Source organism: Pseudoruegeria sp. SK021, assembly GCF_002119405.1.
Classification (GTDB): Bacteria; Pseudomonadota; Alphaproteobacteria; order Rhodobacterales; family Rhodobacteraceae; genus Meridianimarinicoccus.
This window is the reverse complement of sequence record NZ_MTBG01000002.1, coordinates 94,540-115,702: the sequence shown is the minus strand read 5'-3', so window position 1 is coordinate 115,702 and position 21,163 is coordinate 94,540. Positions and strand designations below refer to the sequence as shown.

The window sequence follows — 21,163 nt, the reverse complement described above, 5'->3', positions numbered from 1 at the left end:
TTATTCTGCCGCCCGCAAAGGCGGCTTGCCGGTCAAGCTGTGCTGGCTTGCATCGGTCGCCGGAGACGCATCCCAGATAATCTCGGGGGCTTTCGCCGCGCGTGCCTTGCGCCGAAGCACCCAATCCTGCGCCGCACGGCTGCTTGCCCCTCGGGTGATCCGCGCCAGCAGGCGCCCAAGCACAGTTGCATAGGTTCCGGCCCAAACCCGCAGCGCCAACATCGAGGGGGTGAACACCAAGGTCAGCATCGTGGCGATGCCCAGCCCGAATACAACTGCTGTCGCCAATTGCTTCCACCAAAGCGCTGTCGGACTGTCGATTGACGCGCCTCCGCCGAAAAAGTCCAGACTGAGGCCGAACATCATGGGCGTTAGGCCCGCCATGGTGGTCAAAGTCGTCAGTAGCACCGGGCGGATACGTGTTTCTGCCGTGCGGATGATCGCCTCAATCGGCGGCATATAACGGCTGTATTCCTGATACGTATCGATCAGGACGATGTTGTTGTTCACCACAATTCCTGCCAGCGCGACGATCCCGGTGCCGGTCATGATGATCGAGAACGGCTGGTTCATCACCAACATGCCAATCAATACCCCCGCAGTGGACAGAACCACCGCCAACAGCACCAGGGTGGCGTTGTAGAAGCTGTTGAATTGCGCCAACAGGATGATGAACATCAGACCAAGGGCGCCAGCGAAAGCGCTGGTTAAGAAGGCCTGACTTTCGGCCTGTTCCTCCTGATCGCCGGTCCATTCCCAATCGACACCGTCCGGGAACGGGCGTCCGGTTTCCAGCCACTCTGTCAGGGCCGCGATCCGTTCATTTCCGTTGATCGGCGCCCCCTCGGGGGTGGTCAGACCGGTGGCGACATCGGCCTTCAGATCAAAGTAGCGGGTTTCGTCGATCCGTTGGATTTCGGCCAGTTTGGCCACCGGCTTGACCGAGATGAAATTTGCTAGCGGCACAAGACCTTGCTGGGTACGGACCCGGAGCGTGTCGAGGGTGCTGAGGACACGGTCGTCCTCCGGCAAGCGAACACGGATTTCAATTTCTTCGTCAGAACTGGGCACCCGCATGGTGTCCAGAAGAATGCCACGTGTGACCAGTTGCACCATGGATCCGACGGTGGCCACGTCTGCGCCGTACCGCCCGGCCTTTTCGACATCGACATCGATCTGCCAGTCGATGCCGGGCAAGGGCAGGGTGTCTTCGATGTCAATCAGGCCCGGAGTGTCTTCAAATTTCTCCCGCGCGATCCTGACCGCGTCCCGCAGCGTGTCCCAGTCCTGTCCGGATAGGCGCAGATGCAACGGCTTGCCCGATGCCGGGCCGCGCGACAGGTTTAAGATCTCGGTATAGATGCCGGGGATCTCTTGCAGTGCGGTTTGCATCCGCTCCAACACGGCATCGCCATCGTAATAGGGGTCGACCTCGCGGCGTAAAAACAGGGTTCTGAAAAACCCACCCGATGCGTCGACTTGAGGCCGGTCATCCCATGGGATGATCTCGAATTGCACTTGCCCGATCGTATCACTGGGGCTGTCACCGCCGCCGGTATTGGCGTTCAACCCGCCGTTGCCGGCAAATGCAAAGGTGCTTGCGACCCCGTCGGTGGCCAAGATGACGTCCTCGACTTCCCGAACCAGTTGATCCTTCTCGGTCAGGGACAAGTTTCCCCGGGCCCGCACATAGACAATGGCTTGTTCAGGCTCACTTTCGACGAAGAATTCGACGCCGTTATTGTGGGTGCCAAAATAGGAAAAGACCGTGACCACGAAGAAACCAACTGCACCGATGACCACAAGCGGCATGACCGGGTTTCCGGTAATTGCCTTGATGATCCAGCCAAACGGCGTCCGGCGATAGCCCGCGCGAATTGGGCGGGGTGCCCACTGAATGGCGGCGGCACTCATGGTAATGGACGTGGCGAATGCACCGGCGATGACCATGGCCGCGCCAAGGACCCATCCCATGGGTCCGGCTGCGCCGCTGGGTCCAAGCAAATAGGTGGGGTTGAGCGACTGCATCGCCCCGAGGAACAGCAGATAGAGCGCGAGCGCGACAAGCGCTGCCCGGATCAGCCATGGAAGACCCCGAAGCGCATCCGCGATGTGGCCAAAGGTGCGAGACAGGCGGCCGGTGACCCCACCCATCACCGGTAGGTAGATCAGGGCGACAATCAAAGATGCCGATAGGACGAAGATCAGCGTCACAGGCAGCATGCCCATAAACTGCCCCGGCACACCCGGCCAAAACAGCATCGGCAAAAAGGCACATAGCGTCGTCGCCGTCGAAGAAATGATCGGCCAGAACATTCGCTTGGCCGCCTCGACATAGGCATGCATCGGGCCGCTGCCTTCGGATATCCGGCGGTCGGCGTATTCCACTACCACAATGGCGCCATCGACCAGCATGCCGACGGCCAGAATTAGCCCGAACATCACAATGTTCGAGATCGAGATCCCCATCAGCGCGAGAAAGGCAAAGCACAGCAGAAACGAGGTCGGGATCGCAAAACCAACCAACAGCGCTGGTCGCGGCCCTAAAGAGGCAAGAACCACGATCATCACCAGCGCGATGGCGGTCAGAACCGATCCTTCCAACTGATTGACCATGCTGGCAACGTTGCCGGACTGGTCATTTGACGTGGTGACCGATACGGCGGCCTGCAAATCCAACGGCCAGCTGGCCTGTTCGGCGGCCACTTCGGCCCGTACAAGCGCCGCAGTGTCGATCAGGTTGTAGCCCTTGCGCTTGACCACCTGAAGCGCCACGGTCGTGACCCCGTCAAACCGTGCGGTTCCGGTGCGGTCTTCAAAGGTCAGGCGGATATCGGCGACGTCGTTCAAGGTGACGATCCGGTCGCCATTGGTTTTGATGGGCAGGTTGAACACGTCCTGCCGGTCATTGAACGAGGACGGGATCTTGACCGAAAACGCGCCATTGGCGGACTCCAACTCGCCTGCCGCAATCAGCCGGTTGTTGTTGACCACGGCGTTGATCATATCCGTCGCCGACAAATTGTAGGACTCCAACCGCAGTGGATCGACGATGACTTCAAGCATTTCATCGCGGTGCCCAGCCAGCGGCGCTTCAAGGACAGGCTCTAAGCCTTCCAGCCGATCCTGAAGGTCCTTGGCCAATCTCAGAAGGGTGCGTTCCGGCAGGTCGCCGGTCATGCTGACGATGATGATCGGGAACTCAGAAAAGTTGATCTCATTGATGGAATACTTGTCCGCGCCTGCCGGGAACTTACCCTCCGCGGTCGTCATCGCCGCGCGGACATCGGCCAGCGTTTTGGTCTTGTCCCAGCCAAATTCGAACTCAAGCCCGACGCCTGCATACCCTTCGGATGCGGTGGCCGTCATCGTCTTCAGGCCATCCAAAGACGACAATTCGGTTTCCATGGGCTTGATTAGCAGAGATTCGCTGTCCTCGGCCGAGATGCCCGGAAACGGCACCGACACGAACACGGCTGGAATTTCGATGTCCGGCTCGCCTTCTTTCGGCAGCACGTTATAGGCATAGCCCCCCACAACCAGTGAGAGCACGATAAACGCGAGGACCATCCGCGCATGTTCGGCCGCCCAGTCGACGATTCTGTTCATTCGTCGCCACCCCGAAGCGTCACTGTGACTGCGGCGCCATCGCTGACATATTCCTGTCCGACCACGATGATCCGCGCTGTTTCCGGCAGGCCGGACAATAGAACGCCGTCGATCGTATCGCGGACCACTGCCACCGGCTTGAACCGGACGTGATCGGTGTCATCCACGATTCGCACGCCCATGGTGCCGTGGTCATCCAAAGTCAGGGCCGATGCCGGGACAAGATGCGCCGACACGCCCGCAGCGGCGATGGCAAGGTCAGCCGTCTGTCCGTCACTGATCGTCAAATCAGGGTTCGCGGTCTCAACTTCGACCCGAAACGTCCGGGTTGCCGGATCGGCCGAGCGCGAAATGAACGTCACCTGACCTGTGATGTCCCGGCCGTTGCCCAGTTGCATCTTGGCAGGTGCCCCGATGGCAACTTTCCCGACAGACAATTCGGGCAGGAACCCGACGACCTTGATGGGATCCAATTGAATGATTGTGGCGCAGAGCGAGCCTTGCTGCATCAGACTGCCCAATTCTGCGGTCTCGGAGTCCAGCAACCCTTTGAACGGCGCCAAAAGGGTCAGGCGCTCGATGTCCTTCTTTGCCAAGTCGACAGCCGCCTGCGCGGCTTGCAATGACGCCTTTGCGGCGGCTGCGCTGGTTTCCGAACCGAATCCACCTTTCGCCAACCGGTCTGCAGCGGTGTCGGTGATGCGCGCTTCTGCCATCCGGGCTTCGGCTTCGGCCAGTTTTGACGGACGCGTGCCGGGATCAATCTGACACAAGACCTGACCACTTTCGACGAAACTGCCCTTCGGCAAGGGCGCGGATGCCACTAGACCAGATGTTTCTGCCCGGATTTCGACTTTGCGCGCCGCCTCGGTCTGGCCGCGCAGAAGTACGGCGTTGTCGACGCCGGATGCTGTGCTTTCGATGGCGACAACCGAGACTTTCCGCGATGGGGGCGCTGCATTCTCGTCAGAACTGGCGCCTGAATCCGAAGCGATTCCAGTGGGTTCGTCCTGTTCGCGGGCGAACCCCAAAACCCGGTCACGTTCGAACACGATGGCGTAAAGGCCAACGGCAACCAGCACTGCGATCAGAAGTGGGGCAAGTCTCATTTCGGGCGTAATCCAGGCTGAATTTTGGGATGAGAAGGCATCTTCTGAACCATATGGTTCAGTTTAGTGAGATTGCCAATTCGTCGCAAGTGGCCGAACCAGAGCGTCGACAGCGTTTTCGATGTACCTGCCCTTGGCAATCCGGCGTGCTTCACGGTATGAGGTTTGCAACGAAAGCGGGAGAGTGCGTTGAGCCAATCTGACAGTTTCATCGACGAAGTGACCGAAGAAGTCCGCCGCGAGCGCCTGTTTGGCCTTGCGCGGCGCTATGGTTGGATCGCCATATTGGCAGTCGTACTGATCATCGGCGCTGCTGGCGTGGTCGAATGGCGCAAGGCCCAAGCACGGGCCGAAGCCGAAGATCTTGGCGACGCTCTCTTGGCTGCGATGGCCAGCGAGAACGCGCTGGCGCGGGCAACCGCGTTGGACGGCGTCGGCGGAACCGGCCTTCCGGGATTGCCTGCGCGTTTTCTTGCTGCCGATAGTTTGGCCCAGTCCGACGTGAATGCCGCTGGCGCGTTGCTGGACGAGATCGCCGCCGATTCGGCCCTGCCTGCGATCTATCGGGATCTGGCGTCGTTGAAGCTGACCATGCTGGCTGATTATCCAATGTTGTCGGATGAAAAGCTGGTCCGGCTCGAAACCCTGATCGCACCGGGTGCGCCCTTTCGGATGGCCGCACTTGAGCAAATTGCCGCCGTGCGGATCAGCCGGAATGAACCGTCTCAGGCGATTGACATCCTCCGGACGATTTTAACCGACGCCGATGCATCTGCTGGGCAGCAGCAACGGGCACAACAACTTATCGTCGCGCTTGGCGGCGAGTTTGAAGACAGTTGAAGCTGGGGCCGCTCTGATGGTGCATCGATCAACCCGGGGGGTAACTCTTCGTGCCGCGCCACTTCTCGCGTTGTTGTTAGTGGCAGCATGTGGGGATGACGAGGAACTGTTGTCGGGGCCGCGCTATGACGTGCGGGAATTCGACACAGCTTCGGATGATTTTGAAAAGCAGATGGAAGCCGGTGGTCCGGCCACCGATCAGCCGCCGCCGACGCCCAACACAGTCACACCGATCACTCCTTACGGCGTCACCGGTGAGACCCGAGCCTTGTCTCTGCCTGTACAGGTCGCCAACGCCAATTGGACCCAGATCAATGGCGGGCCGACCCATCAGATCACACATCCGGCCTTGCCGAACCAGCTGTCGCTGGCGTGGTCCGTTCCAATTGGTGAGGGCAATACTCTGCGCAAACGGATCACAGCGGATCCGGTTGTGTCAGGTGGGCTGATCTTCACCATGGACAGCAACAGTATGGTTCAGGCCCATACCACCCAAGGCCAATTGGTCTGGCAAACGGATCTGACGCCGACGGTTGAACGGCCCGGCGAAGCAGTGGGGGGCGGCCTGGCGGTCGAAGGATCCCAACTGTTCGTTACCACCGGTTATGGCGCGCTATTTGCCCTGAATGTGGCCACTGGGGCCCAAAATTGGGTGCAGTCCTTGGGGAGTATGCCCAACTCTGCGCCGACCGTGTCGGGAAACATCGTCTATCTGACGACCCGGGACAGCACGGCATGGGCCATCGATACGCGGAATGGCCGGGTGTTGTGGGACCTTCTGGCCAGTGAGTCCGGCACTGTCGTGGTCGACGGGGCCGCCCCGGCCGTCACCAGCCGCGCTGTGCTGTTCCCCTTCGGGTCCGGCGATCTTGTCGCTGCCCTGAAAGTTGGCGGCGTTCGGTTGTGGTCCACGACTGTGACCGGGCAACGACGCGGCAAAGCCTATGCTGGGATTGGCGATATTTCCAGTGATCCGGTCGTGGTTGGCGACACGGTTTATGTCGGCACGCCGTCGGGGCGTTTGGCAGCCATCAATGCCGCTGATGGTGATCGCTTATGGACCGCGCCATTCGGCGCTAGCAGTGCCGTCTGGCCCGCCGGAGGGTCGCTGTTCCTCGTGTCCGATCAGGCAAACTTGGTTCGCGTCGCCGCCAGCACCGGAGAGCCGATCTGGTCGGCATCCTTGCCGCTATTCACCGATGAAAAGATCAAAAAGCGCAAAGCCGTCTTTACCCATTACGGGCCGGTACTGGCCGGGGGACGCCTGATCGTAGTGTCCGATGACGGATATATGCGCGAAATTGATCCGACGTCTGGGGCGTTGCTGCGCATGTCCGAGCTTCCCGGTGCCGCCGCCGCAAATCCCATCGTGGCGGGGCGCACACTTTATGTGGTAACCGCTGATGGCACGTTGAGCGCTTTCCGCTGACACGATCGTCGTATATGGCAGTCGTTCTGCGATTCTTCCGGAGACCGAAATGTTTACCCTTGCCATCGTTGGACGACCGAATGTCGGTAAATCCACCCTGTTTAACCGTTTGGTTGGCAAGCGACTGGCGCTTGTCGATGATCAACCCGGGGTAACGCGCGACCTTCGTGAAGGTGACGCGCGTTTGGCCGATCTTCGTTTTACCGTGATCGACACCGCAGGTCTCGAAGAGGCGACGGATGAAAGCCTTCAGGGCCGGATGCGGCGCCTGACGGAGCGGGCCGTGGACATGGCGGATATCTGCCTGTTCATGATCGATGCCCGGACCGGTGTTACCCCCGCCGATCAGGTCTTCGCTGAAATCCTGCGCAAGCGGGCGGAACGGGTCATCATTGTGGCGAACAAGGCCGAAGGGCACGCTGGCGAGGCTGGCTTCCTTGAGGCCTATTCGCTGGGTCTGGGCGAACCGTTGCGGTTGTCCGCCGAACACGGCGAAGGCATGAGCGAATTGCTGACGCTGCTGATGCCGCTGCATGACGAGTTTCGCGACCGTGCCCGCAAGGATGCGCCAGAAACTGACGTGGATCTGGAAGACGCTGACGGCGCGTTCGATCCCAGCAAGCCGCTTCAGGTCGCAATTGTTGGTCGTCCGAATGCCGGGAAATCGACCCTGATCAACACCTTGATCGGCGAGGACCGTTTGTTGACGGGTCCCGAGGCAGGGATCACGCGGGACGCAATTTCGGTCACAACGGAATGGGACGGACGTCCAATCCGCGTTTTTGACACGGCCGGGATGCGGAAACGTGCGAAAATTCAGGACAAGCTGGAAAAGCTTTCCGTGTCAGACGGGTTGCGGGCGGTTAAATTCGCCGAAGTCGTGGTGGTTCTTCTGGATGCCGCCATTCCGTTTGAACAGCAAGATCTCCGGATTGCCGATTTGGCCGAACGCGAGGGCCGGGCCGTCGTGGTAGCGGTCAACAAATGGGATCTGGAAGAGAACCGCCAAGAGAAATTGGCTGAGCTGAAAGAAGCGTTCGATCGGTTGCTGCCGCAACTCTTTGGCGCGCCTTTGGTGACCGTGTCGGCAAAAACCGGGCGTGGACTTGACCGGTTGCAAGCCGCCATCCTCAAGGCGCACGAGGTCTGGAACCGCCGGATCACGACGGCCCAGTTGAACCGTTGGTTGGCGGATATGGTCGTGGCGCACCCGCCACCCGCACCGGGTGGCCGCCGCGTGAAGCTGCGGTACATGACACAGGTGAAAACCCGTCCGCCGGGATTTGTGGCGATGTGTTCCTATCCTGAGAAGGTGCCTGAAAGTTATAAGCGCTATCTTGTCAACGGGTTGCGCAAGGACTTTGATATGCCGGGAACGCCGATCCGGTTGACCTTGCGCAGCCAGTCCGATGCGAACCCCTATAAGGATCGCAAGAAGGCCGGGCCGTCGAAGCTTAGAAAGCATCTCGGGCCCAGACCTCTCGATAAATAGACGATTAGATCAGCGTACCGTCCGGTGACAGGGCGGTACGTCCCCCAAGATAGGGATGCAGCGCCTCCGGCAGGGTCACACCGCCATCAGCGGTCTGTCCGTTTTCCAGAACGGCGATCAGCGTACGGCCCACGGCCAATCCAGACCCATTAAGTGTATGAACGAACTCGGGTTTTCCACCTGCTTCGGGGCGGAACCGGGCATTCATGCGGCGGGCTTGAAACGCACCACAGACGGAAATGGAACTGATCTCACGATAGGTGTTTTGACCGGGAAGCCAAACCTCGATGTCATAGGTTCGGGTCGCGCCAAAGCCTGTGTCGCCGCTGCACAAGTGCATGGTTCTGAACGGCAATTCCAGACGCTCTAGAATGTCTTCCGCCAGTCCGGTCATCCGGTCATGTTCGGCTTCCGACGCGTCCGGATGGCTGATGGACACCATCTCGACTTTCTCAAACTGGTGCTGACGCAGCATGCCTGCAGTGTCACGGCCTGCCGATCCCGCCTCGGAGCGGAAGCATTGGGTGTCGGCCACATAGCGCCGTGGAAGGGTTTCTTCGTTGATAACCAATCCGTTGACGATGTTTGTTAAGGTGACTTCTGCGGTCGGAACCAGCCACCACCCATCGGTGGTCTTATAGCTGTCTTCGCCGAATTTCGGAAGCTGGCCAGTGCCGTAGAGCATGTCTTCCAGCACGAGGACCGGCGACCAAACTTCTGTCAAGCCGTTGATATCGCAATGAGTATCCAGCATGAACTGAGCCAGCGCACGGTGGATGCGCGCGATCGCGCCGGTCAGCAGGACAAAGCGTGCACCAGACAGTTTCGCGGCGGTTTCAAAATCCATTCCGGGCAATACACCCTTGATTTCATAGTGTTCTTTCGGCTGAAAGTCGAAATCCCGCGGGCTGCCTTTGCGGCGAAGCTCGATATTGGCGGCTTCATCGCTGCCCTCGGGGACGTCATCAGCCAAGATATTTGGCAGCGACATCAGAAGGGTCCGCAGGGCTTCGTCCGCCTGTTTGGCGTCGGCATCAAGGGTGGCGATTTCGGCCTTCTTGGCGGCCACGAGGTCCCTAAGCCTTTGAAATTCGGCGTCATCTCCAGACGCTTTGGCCGCGCCCACCATTTTGGAGGCGGCATTGCGTTCGGCAAGGGCGGCCTCGGAGGCACTGATCTTTTCCCGGCGGGCGGCATCCAAGCCAAGGACTTGATCTGTAACGCCCGACAGGCCGCGACGGAGCATCGCTGCGTCGAATGCGTCGGGGTTTTCACGGATAAAACGAATGTCGTGCATAGGCCTGCCTTTTGTCTGATGGCGAGGTTATGGCAGCGAATTCCGAAGGGGCCAAGGGGGCGAGTTTCCGTGTCGGATTAACGTCGGACTTTTATCGGACTTTCGTCGGACCGCGGCGTGCGATCCGTTAGGCGGCTGGTAAGCCCTGATCAGTGGGCGCAGATGGCCAAAGCGCGGCGCGGACCTAAGGGCGACCGCATCGGGATTCGCGACCTGAATTTGTCTGAACTTTCTAGGAAGGCGTCCTCGGCGCTGGCATCTTGCCGAGGGGGCGACTATGTCAGGCGGGAGCGCCGTGGGGGCGGCTTGCCTTCGGGCAGGGCCGAGACTAGGGTGCGCGCCAAATCAACGAGGGGGTTGCCCCCGCAGACTGCAAGGATCCCTACATGTTCGCTACTCCTGCTTATGCCCAAGCCGCGGGCGGCCCGATGGGCGCTATCTCGAGCTTTGTTCCGCTGATCTTGATCTTCGCGATCATGTATTTCCTGCTGATCCGTCCGCAGCAGAAGAAAGCCAAGGAACACGCCAAGATGGTTGCAGCATTGCGCCGTGGCGATCAGGTCGTCACCCAAGGCGGGCTGATCGGCAAGGTTGTGAAGGTCAAAGAAGGCGGCAACGAAGTTGAAGTCGAACTGGCCGAAGGCGTTAAGGTTCGGGTGGTTCAGAGCACCATCGCCACCGTTATGAGCAAAACCGAACCCGCAGCCTAAGGCCGCGTCTTTTCAGTGTTATAGTCGTTAAGGGGTCTCCATGCTGCAGATCGATCTTTGGAAACGGGTGCTGATCTGGGCGCTGGTCCTATGTGGACTGGCCCTAGCGATGCCGAACCTGTTTTACAGCCGGGTGGAGACCCATAACGACGCCGTGAAAGCGATCGCGGCGTCCGGCGGGGTGGCAAGCCCCGACCAAACGGCAGAGGCGGCAGAGTGGCCGAGCTTCTTGCCGTCGGGACTGGTCAATCTGGGGCTGGACCTGCGCGGCGGCGCGCATCTGCTGGCCGAGGTTCAGGTCAGCGACGTTTATGCCGACCGGATGGACGGATTGTGGCCTGAGGTGCGTGATACGTTGCGGGCTGAGCGGGCGACGATCGGGACGATCCGCCGGGTCGACAGTGCGCCAGACGAATTGCGGGTGCAGGTCGGTGAACCGGCGCAGATCGCGCAAGCGGTTGCGCTGGTGCGAGATTTGGCCCGCCCGATTGTGTCGCTGACCGGGGTGGGGGCATCGGATATTGATGTCAGCGCCGAAGGTGCGGATGTGGTGGTGCGGCTATCCGAAGCTGAAAAGCAGGCCACCGACACCCGGACGATGCAACAAAGTCTTGAGATTATCCGGCGCCGGGTCGACGAGGTCGGCACCCGCGAGCCGACGATTCAGCGGCAAGGCGAGGACCGGGTCCTGATTCAGGTGCCGGGGATCGGGTCTGCGGACGAATTGAAAGAATTGATCGGAACCACGGCGCGGCTGACCTTTCAGCCGGTCGTCGGGCGGACCACGGACGGATCGGCTGATCCGGGCGCGCGCAACCTGTTGCTGCCGTCCTTGGACAATCCGGGCGAATATTACATCATCGAAGACCGGACCGTCGTATCGGGCGAAGAGCTGACCGATGCGCAGCCTGCCTTTGATCAGAACGGCCGACCTGCGGTGAACTTCCGGTTCAATCCGGCAGGGGCGCGGAAGTTTGGCACCTATACGGCCGAGAACATCGGCTCGCCCTTCGCCATCGTGCTGGACAGCGAAGTGATCAGCGCGCCGGTGATCCAGAGCCATATTGCTGGCGGCTCGGGCATCATCACCGGCAATTTCGACGTTGAGGAAAGCACCCAGTTGGCGGTGCTGCTGCGGGCCGGCGCCTTGCCCGCCAAGATGACCTTTCTGGAAGAGCGCACGATTGGCCCGGAACTGGGTGCGGACAGCATCGCAGCGGGCAAGATCGCCTGCATCGTCGCCTTCTCGGCTGTGCTGATCTTTATGGCGCTGAGCTATGGCTTTTTCGGCATGGTGGCCAATCTGGCGCTGATCATCAATGTGGGGCTGATCTTTGGCCTGCTGTCATTGATCGGTGCGACCCTGACCCTGCCGGGCATTGCCGGGATCGTCTTGACCATCGGGATGGCTGTGGATGCCAACGTGCTGGTCTATGAGCGGATCCGGGAAGAATTGAAGACCTCGAAAGGTCCGGCCCGGGCGATCGAGTTGGGGTATGAGCGGGCTTTGTCGGCCATTTTGGATGCGAACGTCACCACCTTCATTATCGCGACGATCCTGTTCATCATGGGGTCGGGTCCGGTGCGTGGCTTCGCCGTGACCCTGGCACTGGGGATTTTGACGTCGGTCTTTACCTCCATCTATCTGACCCGGCTCTTTATCGTCATGTGGTTTGAACGCCGCCGTCCCAAAACCATCGAGGTGTGATCCCATGCGTCTGAGACTTGTTCCCGCCGAGACCAATTACGACTTTTTCAAGTTCGCGCCTGCGACCTTCGGATTATCGGTTGCTGCTGTGCTGGTGTCGATCGTGGTGTTTTTCACCATGGGCCTGAATTACGGCATCGACTTTCTGGGCGGCACGACGATCCGCACCGAAAGCGCCCAGCCGGTGGATGTGGCGGTCTATCGCGCGGCGCTGGACCCGCTGGGTCTGGGCGATGTCGCCATTTCCGAGGTGTTCGACCCGACCTTCGGGTCTGACCGTCACGTGGCGCAGGTGCGCATTCAAGCCCAGCCGGGCGAGGATGCCATTGCGCCTGAAACCATCCTCGCGCTGGAAGCGGCATTGCAAACCGTCGATCCGGGCATGACCTTTCCCTCGGTGGAAAGCGTCGGGCCCAAGGTGTCGGGCGAATTGGTGCGGACGGCTGTGATGTCGATTCTGGCGTCGTTGACGGCGATCCTGTTCTATATCTGGCTGCGGTTTGAATGGCAGTTCTCGGTCGGGGCTGTGGCGGCCCTGTTCCACGATGTGGTCATTACCGTTGGCGTGTTCGCACTGTTTCAAATCCCCTTCGATCTGACGATCATCGCCGGGATTCTGACCATCATCGGCTATTCGATCAACGATACTGTGGTCATCTTTGACCGGCTGCGGGAGAACCTGCGCAAGTTCAAGACAATGCCGCTGCGCGACGTGATGAACCTCAGCGTAAACGAAACCCTAAGCCGTACCGTCATGACCAGCGGCACCACGCTGATCGCGTTGATTGCGCTGTTGGTGTTGGGGGGCGACGTGATCCGGGGATTTGTCTTTGCGATTACTTGGGGCGTCGTGATCGGGACCTATTCGTCGGTCTTTGTGGCCAAGAATATCGTGCTGTATCTCGGCGTGAAGCGGGACTGGAGCAAGAAATCTGCCACCGCAGGCACCCAGTTTGCTGATATCGACGCTTAAAGTCGCCATCATGCCCGTGTCATCGGGCCGGATCACCTGAGAGGACCGCTCATGCGTTTGCGCGAGATTACCTATCCCGAAGGCACACCGGTTGAGGGCTATGGCCCGGGATTTTTCCGGGTCGGCGGCGCGGTGGTGCAGGGCGGTGTGCTGGTGTTGCCGAGCGGCGTTCAGCCGTGGGCAGGCTATGACGAGGCGGCGCCTTTGCTGGCGCAGGCCGGGGTGATCGACGTGCTGCTGCTGGGCACCGGATCAGAGATTGCTCATATTCCGAAAGAATTGCGGCAGGCTTTGGACGAGGCCGGGATCGGGGTTGAGGTCATGGCCTCGCCCGCGGCGTGCCGGACCTATAACGTATTGCTGTCCGAGGACCGCCGGATCGGGCTGGCCGCCTTGCCGGTGTCGTGAGCCAGACTGTGACGGCGCCGGCCGCGGTGATGGCTGCCTCTGGGCTGGCCTGTGCGCGAGGCGGGATTGCGGTTCTGGACCGGATTGATCTGGAACTCGCCGCCGGAGAAGCGCTGGTGCTGCGCGGGCCGAACGGAGTGGGCAAAACCACGCTATTGCGCACGTTGGCCGGATTACAGCCGGCGCTGGCTGGCCGATTGGCCGTGGATCCCGAAGGCGTAGTTTATGCCGGACATCTGGACGGCGTAAAGGCGATGCTAACCGTCACCGAGAACCTGACCTTTTGGGCCCGCTGCTTTGGCACCGAGCCGCGCGAGACAGTGGCGCGGGCGGTGCAGGCTTTTGATCTGGACGGGTTGACCGATCGTGCCGCCGGCACTTTGTCGGCGGGGCAAAAACGGCGCTTGGGTCTGGCGCGTCTGCTGGTCACCGGGCGAGCCATTTGGTTGCTGGATGAGCCGACTGTGTCGCTGGATACCGCGAGCGTCGCCTTGTTTGCGGCGGTGATGCGGCGGCATCTGGCGGCGGGCGGTGCGGCGATCCTTGCCACGCACCTGGACCTTGGCATTCCGGCGCGATCCCTTGATCTGAGCGCGTTCAAGGCTCGGGCCCTGATAGAACACGACGATTTTAACGAGGCGTTCCTGTGATCGCGCTGCTGCGCCGGGATCTAACGCTGGCCGTGCGCGCCGGTGGCGGCTTCGGACTTGGGCTGGCGTTTTTTCTGGTGGTGGTGATTCTGGTGCCGTTTGCGGTTGGGCCGGATACCGAGATTTTGGCACGGATCGCGCCGGGGGTGCTGTGGCTAGGGGCCTTGCTGGCCTGCCTGCTGTCGTTGGACCGGATTTTCGCGCTGGATTGGGAAGATGGGTCCATGGACCTTTTGGCGACGGCGCCGCTGCCTTTGGAGGGGGTGGTGGCGGTCAAGGCGCTGTCCCATTGGTTGACCACCGGCTTACCGCTGACTTTGGCCGCCCCGGTGCTGGGGGTGTTGCTGAACCTGCCAACGCCAGGCTTTGCGTGGTTGGTGCTGTCCTTGGCGTTGGGCACCCCGGCGCTGAGCATCATCGGCGCATTCGGCGCGGCCCTGACCGTCGGGCTTAAGCGCGGCGGCTTGTTGTTGTCGTTGTTGGTGTTGCCGCTTTATGTGCCGACGCTGATCTTTGGGGCCGAGGTGGCGCGTCGCGGGTCTGAGGGGCTGGAACTGGGCAGTCCGCTGGCCTTTCTGGCCGGGATCAGCTTGGGTGTGGCGGCTCTGATGCCCTATGCCGCAGCGGCGGCGCTCCGTGTCAATTTGCGCTGACCCTGTGGGTCGCATAAGGATTGCAACGCTGTTCGGTCGTGAATAGGTCTTGAGTATGTCGCTGTGGGAATACGCGAACCCAAAGAGGTTCATGCAAATATCGGCGGCTGTGTTGCCGTGGGTCGCTGGTTTCGGCGGCGTCTGCTTGGCTGTCGGGCTGATCTGGGGGTTCTTCGGAACCCCTGAAGATTACCGGCAGGGCGCAACGGTGAAGATCATGTATCTGCACGTGCCGGCCGCGCTGTTGGCGATCAACGGTTGGCTGATGATGCTTGCGGCCTCTCTGATCTGGCTGATCCGGCGGCATCATGTCTCGGCCCTTGCCGCGCGGGCCGCCGCGCCGGTGGGCCTGACCATGACCGTGATTGCTTTGGTTACCGGCGCTATCTGGGGCCAGCCGATGTGGGGCACGTGGTGGGTCTGGGACCCGCGCCTGACCAGCTTTTTGATCTTGGGGCTGTTTTATCTGGGCTATATCGCGCTGTGGGAAGCCATTGACGATGCCGATACGGCGGCGGACCTGACCAGTGTGCTGTGTCTGGTCGGGTCGGTCTTTGCCATTCTGTCACGCTATGCGGTGCTGTTCTGGAATCAGGGCTTGCATCAGGGGGCGTCGCTGAGCCTCGACAAGGAAGAAAACGTGGCCGATGTGTTCTACTTTCCGCTGCTGCTGTGCATCGCGGGGTTTGTGCTGATCTTTCTGGCGTTGGTCCTGTACCGGACCCGCACCGAGATCCGGCTGCGGCGGTTGCAGGCCTTGATGGCCCGGGATCGGCTGTTGTGATGCCGGAACTGGGGAAATACGCGGGCGAGGTCCTGTCGGCCTATGGGATCAGCTTGGCCCTGCTGGCCGTTCTGGTGGCGGTGTCACTGGCCCGGGGACGCCGGGTGCGGGCAAAACTGCGAGCATATGAAGACCGAAAAGGCGCACGATAATGGCGAAAATTTCCCCCCTGATGATCTTGCCGCCGCTGATCTTTGCTGGGCTGGCCGGGCTGTTCTATGTCGGGATGTTCCGGGACGATCCCGATGGGTTACCGTCCACCATGGAGGGGCGCGCCGTGCCGCCGGTGGTGGTGGTGCCGCTGGCCGATCTGCCGGTGTTCGACGATGCCACTCTGCGCAGTGACGGCGTCAAGCTGGTGAATTACTGGGCCAGTTGGTGCGCGCCGTGCCGGGCTGAGCATCCAAGCCTCGAGCTGCTTGCGGCAGAGGGCGTGCCGATTTACGGCGTCAATTACAAAGACGACCCCGAGAAGGCGCTGGCCTTTCTGGCAGAGCTTGGCGATCCCTATACCGCGATCGGGGCGGATAGCAGCGGGCGTATGGGGGTCAACTGGGGGCTGTACGGCGTGCCAGAGACGTTCGTGATCGACGCGGACGGCATCGTGCGGCTGCGGTTTGCCGGTCCGATTACCGCCCGCATTCTGGACGAGAAAATCCGGCCCGCAATCGCTGCTGCGGCTGAGCCAAACTAAACCATCCCCGTCGTTAGACAAATGCCAAACCGGCACCGCAAACGCGCTTGCGATGCGGGGTCAGATGCTGCGCCTGCTGACCACCGCCGCGCGCGAGACAAGTGGCCATAGCCCAAAAAAAAGGCCCGGAACACTGTTCCGGGCCTTTTGTGGTTCAGGTGGCGATCAGCCTGCTTTGGCAAGGCTGCGCAGCACGTAGTGCAGAACGCCGCCGTTCTCGACGTATTCTTTTTCGATGGCGGTATCGATCCGGCACTTCAGGGCGATCTCTTTGACCGTTCCGTCCGCGTAGGTGATGGTGCAAGGCACTTCGCTAAGCGGTTTCAGATCACCTTCCAGCCCCGAGATCGCGACGGTTTCTTCGCCGGTCAGGTTCAACGACTTGCGGGTGTCGCCGCCGGTGAATTCGAACGGGATCACGCCCATGCCAACGAGGTTGGAGCGGTGGATACGCTCAAAGCTTTCGGCAATCACGGCTTTGACGCCCAAAAGGTTGGTACCCTTGGCGGCCCAGTCACGCGATGAGCCTGCGCCGTATTGTTCGCCGCCGAAGATCACCAGCGGGGTGCCTTGGTCGACATAGGCCATGGCGGCGTCGAAAATCGCCATCTGGCTGCCATCTGGCCCCTTGGTGTAGCCGCCTTCGACCCCGTCCAGCATCTCGTTCTTGATGCGGATGTTGGCAAAGGTGCCGCGCATCATGACTTCGTGGTTTCCGCGGCGCGAGCCGTAGGAGTTGAAGTCTTTCACCGGCACTTGGCGTTCGATCAGGTACTGGCCTGCCGGCGTGCTGTCTTTGAACGACCCCGCTGGCGAGATGTGGTCCGTGGTGATCATGTCGCCGAGAATGGCCAGAACCTTGGCGCCATCGATATTACTGATGGTGCCGGCGTCCGGACCCATGCCTTTGAAGTAAGGCGGGTTTTGCACATAGGTCGACGAGGTCGGCCAGTCATAGGTCAGGCTGTCGGTGGTTTTGACGCCCTGCCATTTTTCGTCGCCTTTGAAGACGTCGGCATATTTCGACCGGAACGCTTCACGGGTGACGGTCTGCTCGACCAGATCGGCCACTTCTTGCGTGGTTGGCCAGATGTCTTTCAGGAACACATCGTTGCCGTCCTTGTCTTGACCCAGCGGCTCGGTCGTCAGGTCGATGTTCAGGTCACCGGCCAAGGCATAGGCAACAACCAGCGGCGGTGAGGCCAGATAGTTGGCGCGGACATCCGGGCTGATGCGGCCTTCGAAGTTGCGGTTGCCTGACAGAACGGCCGTGGCAATCAGATCCCCTTCGGCGATGGCCGACGAGATTTCTTCCTGCAACGGACCAGAGTTACCGATACAGGTGGTGCAGCCGTAACCGACAAGGTTGAAGCCGATAGCGTCGAGGTCTTCTTGCAGGCCAGCGGCCTCAAGATAGGCCGACACCACTTGGCTTCCGGGTGCGAGCGACGTCTTGACCCAAGGCTTCCGGTTCAGGCCGAGGGCGCGCGCCTTACGGGCCACCAGACCGGCACCGATCATCACATAGGGGTTCGAGGTGTTGGTGCAGGACGTGATCGAGGCGATCACGACAGAGCCGTCCCGCAGCGTGTAATCTTCGCCTTTGACGGCTTGCGATTTGCGTGGATCGGCACTGGACGGGGCCGGGGCCGGACCTTCGGACGACATGACATCGGCGCGCTTGGAGGTGTCGATGCCGCGGTATTCATGGACCACGTCAAGGAACGCAGACGCGGCGTGATCCAATGCGGTGTAGTCTTGCGGCCGCTTCGGACCCGAGATCGCAGGCACGATGGTGCCCATGTCGAGGTGCAGGGTGTCGGTGTAGATCGGCGCATAGTCTGGGCCACGCCACATGCCGTTGGCCTTGGCATAGGCTTCTACCAGTGCGATGCGGTCTTCTTCGCGACCGGTGTTGCGCAGGTAGCGGATGGTTTCGCCGTCGATCGGGAAGAAGCCACAGGTTGCGCCATATTCTGGCGCCATGTTGGCGATGGTCGCGCGGTCTGCCAGCGGCAGGTGATCGAGGCCTGCACCGTAGAATTCAACGAATTTGCCGACCACGCCTTTTTTGCGCAGCAGCTCGACCACTTTCAGCACCAGATCGGTGCCGGTGGTGCCTTCCATCATCTTGCCGGTCAATTCAAAGCCGACCACTTCGGGGATCAGCATGGAAATCGGCTGACCCAGCATGGCGGCTTCGGCTTCAATGCCGCCGACGCCCCAGCCCAGAACCGCCGCGCCGTTGACCATGGTGGTGTGGCTGTCGGTGCCAACCAGCGTATCAGGGTAAGCGACTTCGGTGCCGTTTTGATCCGTGTCGGTCCAAACCGTCTGGGCCAGATACTCAAGGTTGACCTGGTGGCAGATGCCGGTTCCCGGGGGGACAACGCGGAAATTGTTAAACGCCGACTGGCCCCATTTCAGGAAGGTGTAGCGCTCCATGTTGCGCTCGTATTCGCGGTCAACGTTCATCTGGAAGGCGCGCGGGTTGCCAAATTCGTCGATCATCACCGAGTGGTCGATGACCAGATCCACCGGGTTCAACGGGTTGATCTTGGTGGCGTCACCGCCAAGATTGACCAGCGCGTCGCGCATGGCGGCCAGATCGACCACGGCCGGAACGCCGGTGAAATCCTGCAACAGCACGCGGGCCGGGCGATAGGCGATTTCGCGCGGGTTCTTGCCGCCCATCGCGGCCCAATCCGAGAATGCCTTGATGTCGTCGGTGGTGACGGTCTTGCCGTCTTCGAAGCGCAGCATGTTTTCCAACACGACCTTCAGCGCAACGGGCAGGCGGGAGAAGTCGCCAAGCCCTGCGGCTTCGGCGGCGGGAATGGAGTAGTAGGCGATGGAGGCGTCGCCGACGGTGAGCGTCGTGCGGGTCCCGGCTGTATCTTGTCCGACGGTGATGGGCATGGAACGGCCTTCCTGTTTGCTGAAGGGAAATAGCTGCGGATTATATGCCGCTTTGGCGAGGTGCGATCAAGGGGGGTGCGGCTTTATGTATACCATTGCACACAATACACGGGCTCTCGCAAAAGGGTGATTGGCGCGGCGGAACAAACTGGCCTAGGGTCACCCCACCAAACGGAGAGTGTGGATGAGCGTGATCAGACAGATTTTCGCGGCGTGTGTGGCCGTCGGCCTGAGTTCGGGAACGGGGCAGGCGCAATCTACGGCGGGACCTGTTGTGGTCGAGTTGTTCACCTCGCAAGGGTGTTCGTCTTGTCCTCCTGCGGATGTATTCATGAGCAAATTGGCAACCCGGTCTGACATTCTGCCGTTGGCGTTGCATGTGGATTATTGGGACTATCTGGGTTGGGCAGACGTGTTGGCGTCGCCGCAATTCACCAAGCGGCAAAAGGCCTATGCCCGCTCGGCTGGGCGCAAGATGATCTATACGCCGCAGATGATCGTCGGGGGTGAGACCGCGGTGGCGGGCTATCATCCGATGGAGATCATGGATGCGGTGATGGCGGCGCAGAAAATTTTGCCCACAGTGACCATTTCCGCCCGGATGACGGGGACCACCGCCGAGATTGAGCTGAAAGCGGTGCGTCCTCTGACCCGTGACGTGGTTGTGCAGGTGGTCCGCTATCGCCCGCAGACGCGGGTGGAAATTGAACATGGCGAGAATGCCGGCAAGACCATCGATTATGTGAACTCGGTGACGGTCTGGGATGCGATCGGCACTTGGGATGGCGTCCACGACGTCCGTTATGAGGTGTCAGTGCCGGGGCCAGATCGGGCCGTGGTGATCGTGCAAGAAGAAGGTCACCGGCGCATCTTGGCGACCGCCGCCTTACGCTGACGTTCGGGTTTCCAGCGCCGGTGTATCCACAGCCACTGGTCCATATCCGCTCGCACCCGAGCTTCTAGGCTGTCGTTGAACGCTTGGGTCATTGTGGCCGCGTCGCTATGGGCAATCGGGTCCTCGGCGATAACCTCGAAGGTGTGGCCACGCCGGATCGCATAAACCGGAATGAACAACGCATCATATTTCAGCGCCATTTCAGCGGCATTGAGCGATGTCGGCGCCGGTTTGCCAAAAAAGGTCAACGGAGTGGCACGGTTGACATATTGGTCGATCAAAAGGGCGATGGCATTGCCTTGTCGCAAAAACCGCAACATCTGCGCCAGCCCGCGGCGTCCGCGCGGAAATACCGGCAGGGCAATGCGCGACATGGCGGCGTTGAAATAGGCGTCGAGGTTCGGGTCATCGACGGGACGGTACAGCACACCGATCTGGTGACCGCGCTGGGACAGAAGATAGCGCGCCGCCTCGCCGTTACCGAAATGACCACTGACCACGACGATGGGGCGGTGGGCGACGCGGGCGGCATCAAGGGCCGCCAGGCCGGGGCCCTGCATGTCGGTGCCGTCCAGTTGTGCTTTGAAATCCTCGCCCGAGGCCAGTTCCATCATCATCCGGCCTGTATTGGCCGGGACCGCGCGGATCAGACGGCGGATGTCGGCTTCGGGCAGGTCGGGGCAGACATGGGCAAGGTTGTCGCGGATGCGCCGGTCATAACCGGCGATGGGCGCGACCACATAGGTCATCAGCCACGCAACCACCGCGAGGCGCATTCGATAGGGCAGGATCAAGGGCGCGCGCAAGAGGGTCAGGATGGCCCATGACGTGCTGCGGCGAGACCCGGCGCCGGTTGCGCGTTTGCTGCTTTTGGCCATGGTTTGTCCCTGATCTTCCTGCAATCCGGTCTGCACAGATCCTGTCTATAGGCGCAGGACGGCGTCCCGGCAACCGACGTGGCGCATCACGACCGGTCGGCAGGTGGGACACAGG

At 60.8% G+C, this 21,163-nt stretch carries 18 protein-coding genes; 13 read left to right on the top strand and 5 right to left on the bottom strand.

Going from position 1 to position 21,163, the window contains the following annotated elements:
* Together BV911_RS03055 and BV911_RS03050 are read right to left on the bottom strand one after the other, a co-directional pair.
* Positions 1-3,609, bottom strand: a complete 3,609-nt coding sequence (locus BV911_RS03055; RefSeq protein WP_086052115.1) for an efflux RND transporter permease subunit — start codon at positions 3,607-3,609, stop codon at positions 1-3.
* Complete coding sequence (locus BV911_RS03050; protein ID WP_086052114.1) at positions 3,606-4,718, bottom strand: efflux RND transporter periplasmic adaptor subunit; 1,113 nt, start codon at positions 4,716-4,718, stop codon at positions 3,606-3,608. The genes BV911_RS03055 and BV911_RS03050 overlap by 4 nt, the downstream gene beginning before the upstream one ends.
* Before the next feature lie 189 nt (positions 4,719-4,907).
* Between BV911_RS03050 and BV911_RS03045 the strand changes: the two genes are divergently transcribed.
* From BV911_RS03045 to der, 3 genes are read left to right on the top strand one after another with little or no spacing between them, the layout of a single operon-like run.
* Positions 4,908-5,558: a hypothetical protein gene (locus BV911_RS03045; protein WP_086052113.1), complete on the top strand. Its 651-nt coding sequence runs from the start codon at positions 4,908-4,910 to the stop codon at positions 5,556-5,558.
* Between the two features lie 16 nt (positions 5,559-5,574).
* On the top strand, positions 5,575-6,987 hold the full coding sequence (locus tag BV911_RS03040) for a PQQ-like beta-propeller repeat protein (protein WP_086052112.1): 1,413 nt from the start codon (positions 5,575-5,577) through the stop codon (positions 6,985-6,987).
* 49 nt (positions 6,988-7,036) lie between these two features.
* Positions 7,037-8,479 (top strand): ribosome biogenesis GTPase Der, encoded by a 1,443-nt coding sequence (gene der / locus BV911_RS03035; protein WP_086052111.1) that lies wholly within the window; start codon positions 7,037-7,039, stop codon positions 8,477-8,479.
* 4 nt (positions 8,480-8,483) lie between these two features.
* Here the strand turns inward: der and serS are convergent, their stop codons facing one another.
* Positions 8,484-9,776, bottom strand: a complete 1,293-nt coding sequence (serS, locus tag BV911_RS03030; RefSeq protein WP_086052110.1) for a serine--tRNA ligase — start codon at positions 9,774-9,776, stop codon at positions 8,484-8,486.
* 386 nt (positions 9,777-10,162) lie between these two features.
* Here serS and yajC point away from each other — a divergent pair, with 386 nt between their 5' ends.
* From yajC to BV911_RS02985, 9 genes are read left to right on the top strand one after another with little or no spacing between them, the layout of a single operon-like run.
* Complete coding sequence (yajC, locus tag BV911_RS03025; RefSeq protein ID WP_086052109.1) at positions 10,163-10,486, top strand: preprotein translocase subunit YajC; 324 nt, start codon at positions 10,163-10,165, stop codon at positions 10,484-10,486.
* Positions 10,487-10,526: 40 nt separating this feature from the next.
* The gene (secD, locus tag BV911_RS03020) at positions 10,527-12,194 is read left to right on the top strand and encodes a protein translocase subunit SecD (protein ID WP_086052108.1); all 1,668 of its coding nucleotides are present in this window, start codon (positions 10,527-10,529) and stop codon (positions 12,192-12,194) included.
* A 4-nt stretch (positions 12,195-12,198) separates the two neighbouring features.
* Positions 12,199-13,167, top strand: a complete 969-nt coding sequence (gene secF / locus BV911_RS03015; protein WP_086052107.1) for a protein translocase subunit SecF — start codon at positions 12,199-12,201, stop codon at positions 13,165-13,167.
* A 51-nt stretch (positions 13,168-13,218) separates the two neighbouring features.
* The gene (locus tag BV911_RS03010) at positions 13,219-13,575 is read left to right on the top strand and encodes an Mth938-like domain-containing protein (RefSeq protein ID WP_086052106.1); all 357 of its coding nucleotides are present in this window, start codon (positions 13,219-13,221) and stop codon (positions 13,573-13,575) included.
* A 29-nt stretch (positions 13,576-13,604) separates the two neighbouring features.
* Entirely contained in the window at positions 13,605-14,225 is a 621-nt protein-coding gene (gene ccmA, locus BV911_RS03005) for a heme ABC exporter ATP-binding protein CcmA (RefSeq protein WP_086052223.1), read from the top strand.
* Positions 14,222-14,878, top strand: coding sequence for a heme exporter protein CcmB (ccmB, locus tag BV911_RS03000; protein WP_086052105.1), 657 nt, complete (start codon positions 14,222-14,224; stop codon positions 14,876-14,878). Before ccmA ends, ccmB begins: the two co-directional genes overlap by 4 nt.
* A 55-nt stretch (positions 14,879-14,933) precedes the next feature.
* A complete protein-coding gene (gene ccmC / locus BV911_RS02995; protein ID WP_168183965.1) occupies positions 14,934-15,662 on the top strand; it encodes a heme ABC transporter permease CcmC in 729 nt (242 codons plus the stop codon).
* Positions 15,662-15,814, top strand: coding sequence for a heme exporter protein CcmD (gene ccmD, locus BV911_RS02990; RefSeq protein ID WP_086052103.1), 153 nt, complete (start codon positions 15,662-15,664; stop codon positions 15,812-15,814). The genes ccmC and ccmD overlap by 1 nt, the downstream gene beginning before the upstream one ends.
* Positions 15,814-16,356, top strand: coding sequence for a DsbE family thiol:disulfide interchange protein (locus BV911_RS02985; RefSeq protein ID WP_086052102.1), 543 nt, complete (start codon positions 15,814-15,816; stop codon positions 16,354-16,356). Before ccmD ends, BV911_RS02985 begins: the two co-directional genes overlap by 1 nt.
* A 165-nt stretch (positions 16,357-16,521) precedes the next feature.
* Here BV911_RS02985 and acnA read toward each other — a convergent pair whose 3' ends face one another.
* Positions 16,522-19,275 (bottom strand): aconitate hydratase AcnA, encoded by a 2,754-nt coding sequence (gene acnA / locus BV911_RS02980; RefSeq protein WP_086052101.1) that lies wholly within the window; start codon positions 19,273-19,275, stop codon positions 16,522-16,524.
* Positions 19,276-19,459: 184 nt separating this feature from the next.
* Between acnA and BV911_RS02975 the strand changes: the two genes are divergently transcribed.
* A complete protein-coding gene (locus tag BV911_RS02975) occupies positions 19,460-20,170 on the top strand; it encodes a thioredoxin family protein (protein WP_086052100.1) in 711 nt (236 codons plus the stop codon).
* On the opposite strand, the gene BV911_RS02970 is transcribed toward BV911_RS02975, so the two are convergent.
* Positions 20,134-21,048: a lysophospholipid acyltransferase family protein gene (locus BV911_RS02970; RefSeq protein WP_086052222.1), complete on the bottom strand. Its 915-nt coding sequence runs from the start codon at positions 21,046-21,048 to the stop codon at positions 20,134-20,136. The two genes, BV911_RS02975 and BV911_RS02970, sit on opposite strands and share 37 nt — an antisense overlap.
* Between the last annotated feature and the right edge of the window lie 115 nt (positions 21,049-21,163).

What these genes read in the sequence shown, in the direction of transcription:
- BV911_RS03010 (WP_086052106.1), top strand. Translation starts at nt 13,219, where the DNA reads ATGCGTTTGCGCGAGATTACCTATCCCGAAGGCACACCGGTTGAGGGC.
- der (WP_086052111.1), top strand. Translation starts at nt 7,037, where the DNA reads ATGTTTACCCTTGCCATCGTTGGACGACCGAATGTCGGTAAATCCACC.
- secD (WP_086052108.1), top strand. Translation starts at nt 10,527, where the DNA reads ATGCTGCAGATCGATCTTTGGAAACGGGTGCTGATCTGGGCGCTGGTC.
- ccmC (WP_168183965.1), top strand. Translation starts at nt 14,934, where the DNA reads ATGTCGCTGTGGGAATACGCGAACCCAAAGAGGTTCATGCAAATATCG.
- ccmA (WP_086052223.1), top strand. Translation starts at nt 13,605, where the DNA reads ATGGCTGCCTCTGGGCTGGCCTGTGCGCGAGGCGGGATTGCGGTTCTG.
- secF (WP_086052107.1), top strand. Translation starts at nt 12,199, where the DNA reads ATGCGTCTGAGACTTGTTCCCGCCGAGACCAATTACGACTTTTTCAAG.
- acnA (WP_086052101.1), bottom strand. Translation starts at nt 19,275, where the DNA reads ATGCCCATCACCGTCGGACAAGATACAGCCGGGACCCGCACGACGCTC.
- BV911_RS02970 (WP_086052222.1), bottom strand. Translation starts at nt 21,048, where the DNA reads ATGGCCAAAAGCAGCAAACGCGCAACCGGCGCCGGGTCTCGCCGCAGC.
- ccmD (WP_086052103.1), top strand. Translation starts at nt 15,662, where the DNA reads ATGCCGGAACTGGGGAAATACGCGGGCGAGGTCCTGTCGGCCTATGGG.
- BV911_RS02975 (WP_086052100.1), top strand. Translation starts at nt 19,460, where the DNA reads ATGAGCGTGATCAGACAGATTTTCGCGGCGTGTGTGGCCGTCGGCCTG.
- yajC (WP_086052109.1), top strand. Translation starts at nt 10,163, where the DNA reads ATGTTCGCTACTCCTGCTTATGCCCAAGCCGCGGGCGGCCCGATGGGC.
- BV911_RS03050 (WP_086052114.1), bottom strand. Translation starts at nt 4,718, where the DNA reads ATGAGACTTGCCCCACTTCTGATCGCAGTGCTGGTTGCCGTTGGCCTT.
- BV911_RS03055 (WP_086052115.1), bottom strand. Translation starts at nt 3,609, where the DNA reads ATGAACAGAATCGTCGACTGGGCGGCCGAACATGCGCGGATGGTCCTC.
- BV911_RS02985 (WP_086052102.1), top strand. Translation starts at nt 15,814, where the DNA reads ATGGCGAAAATTTCCCCCCTGATGATCTTGCCGCCGCTGATCTTTGCT.
- BV911_RS03040 (WP_086052112.1), top strand. Translation starts at nt 5,575, where the DNA reads ATGGTGCATCGATCAACCCGGGGGGTAACTCTTCGTGCCGCGCCACTT.
- serS (WP_086052110.1), bottom strand. Translation starts at nt 9,776, where the DNA reads ATGCACGACATTCGTTTTATCCGTGAAAACCCCGACGCATTCGACGCA.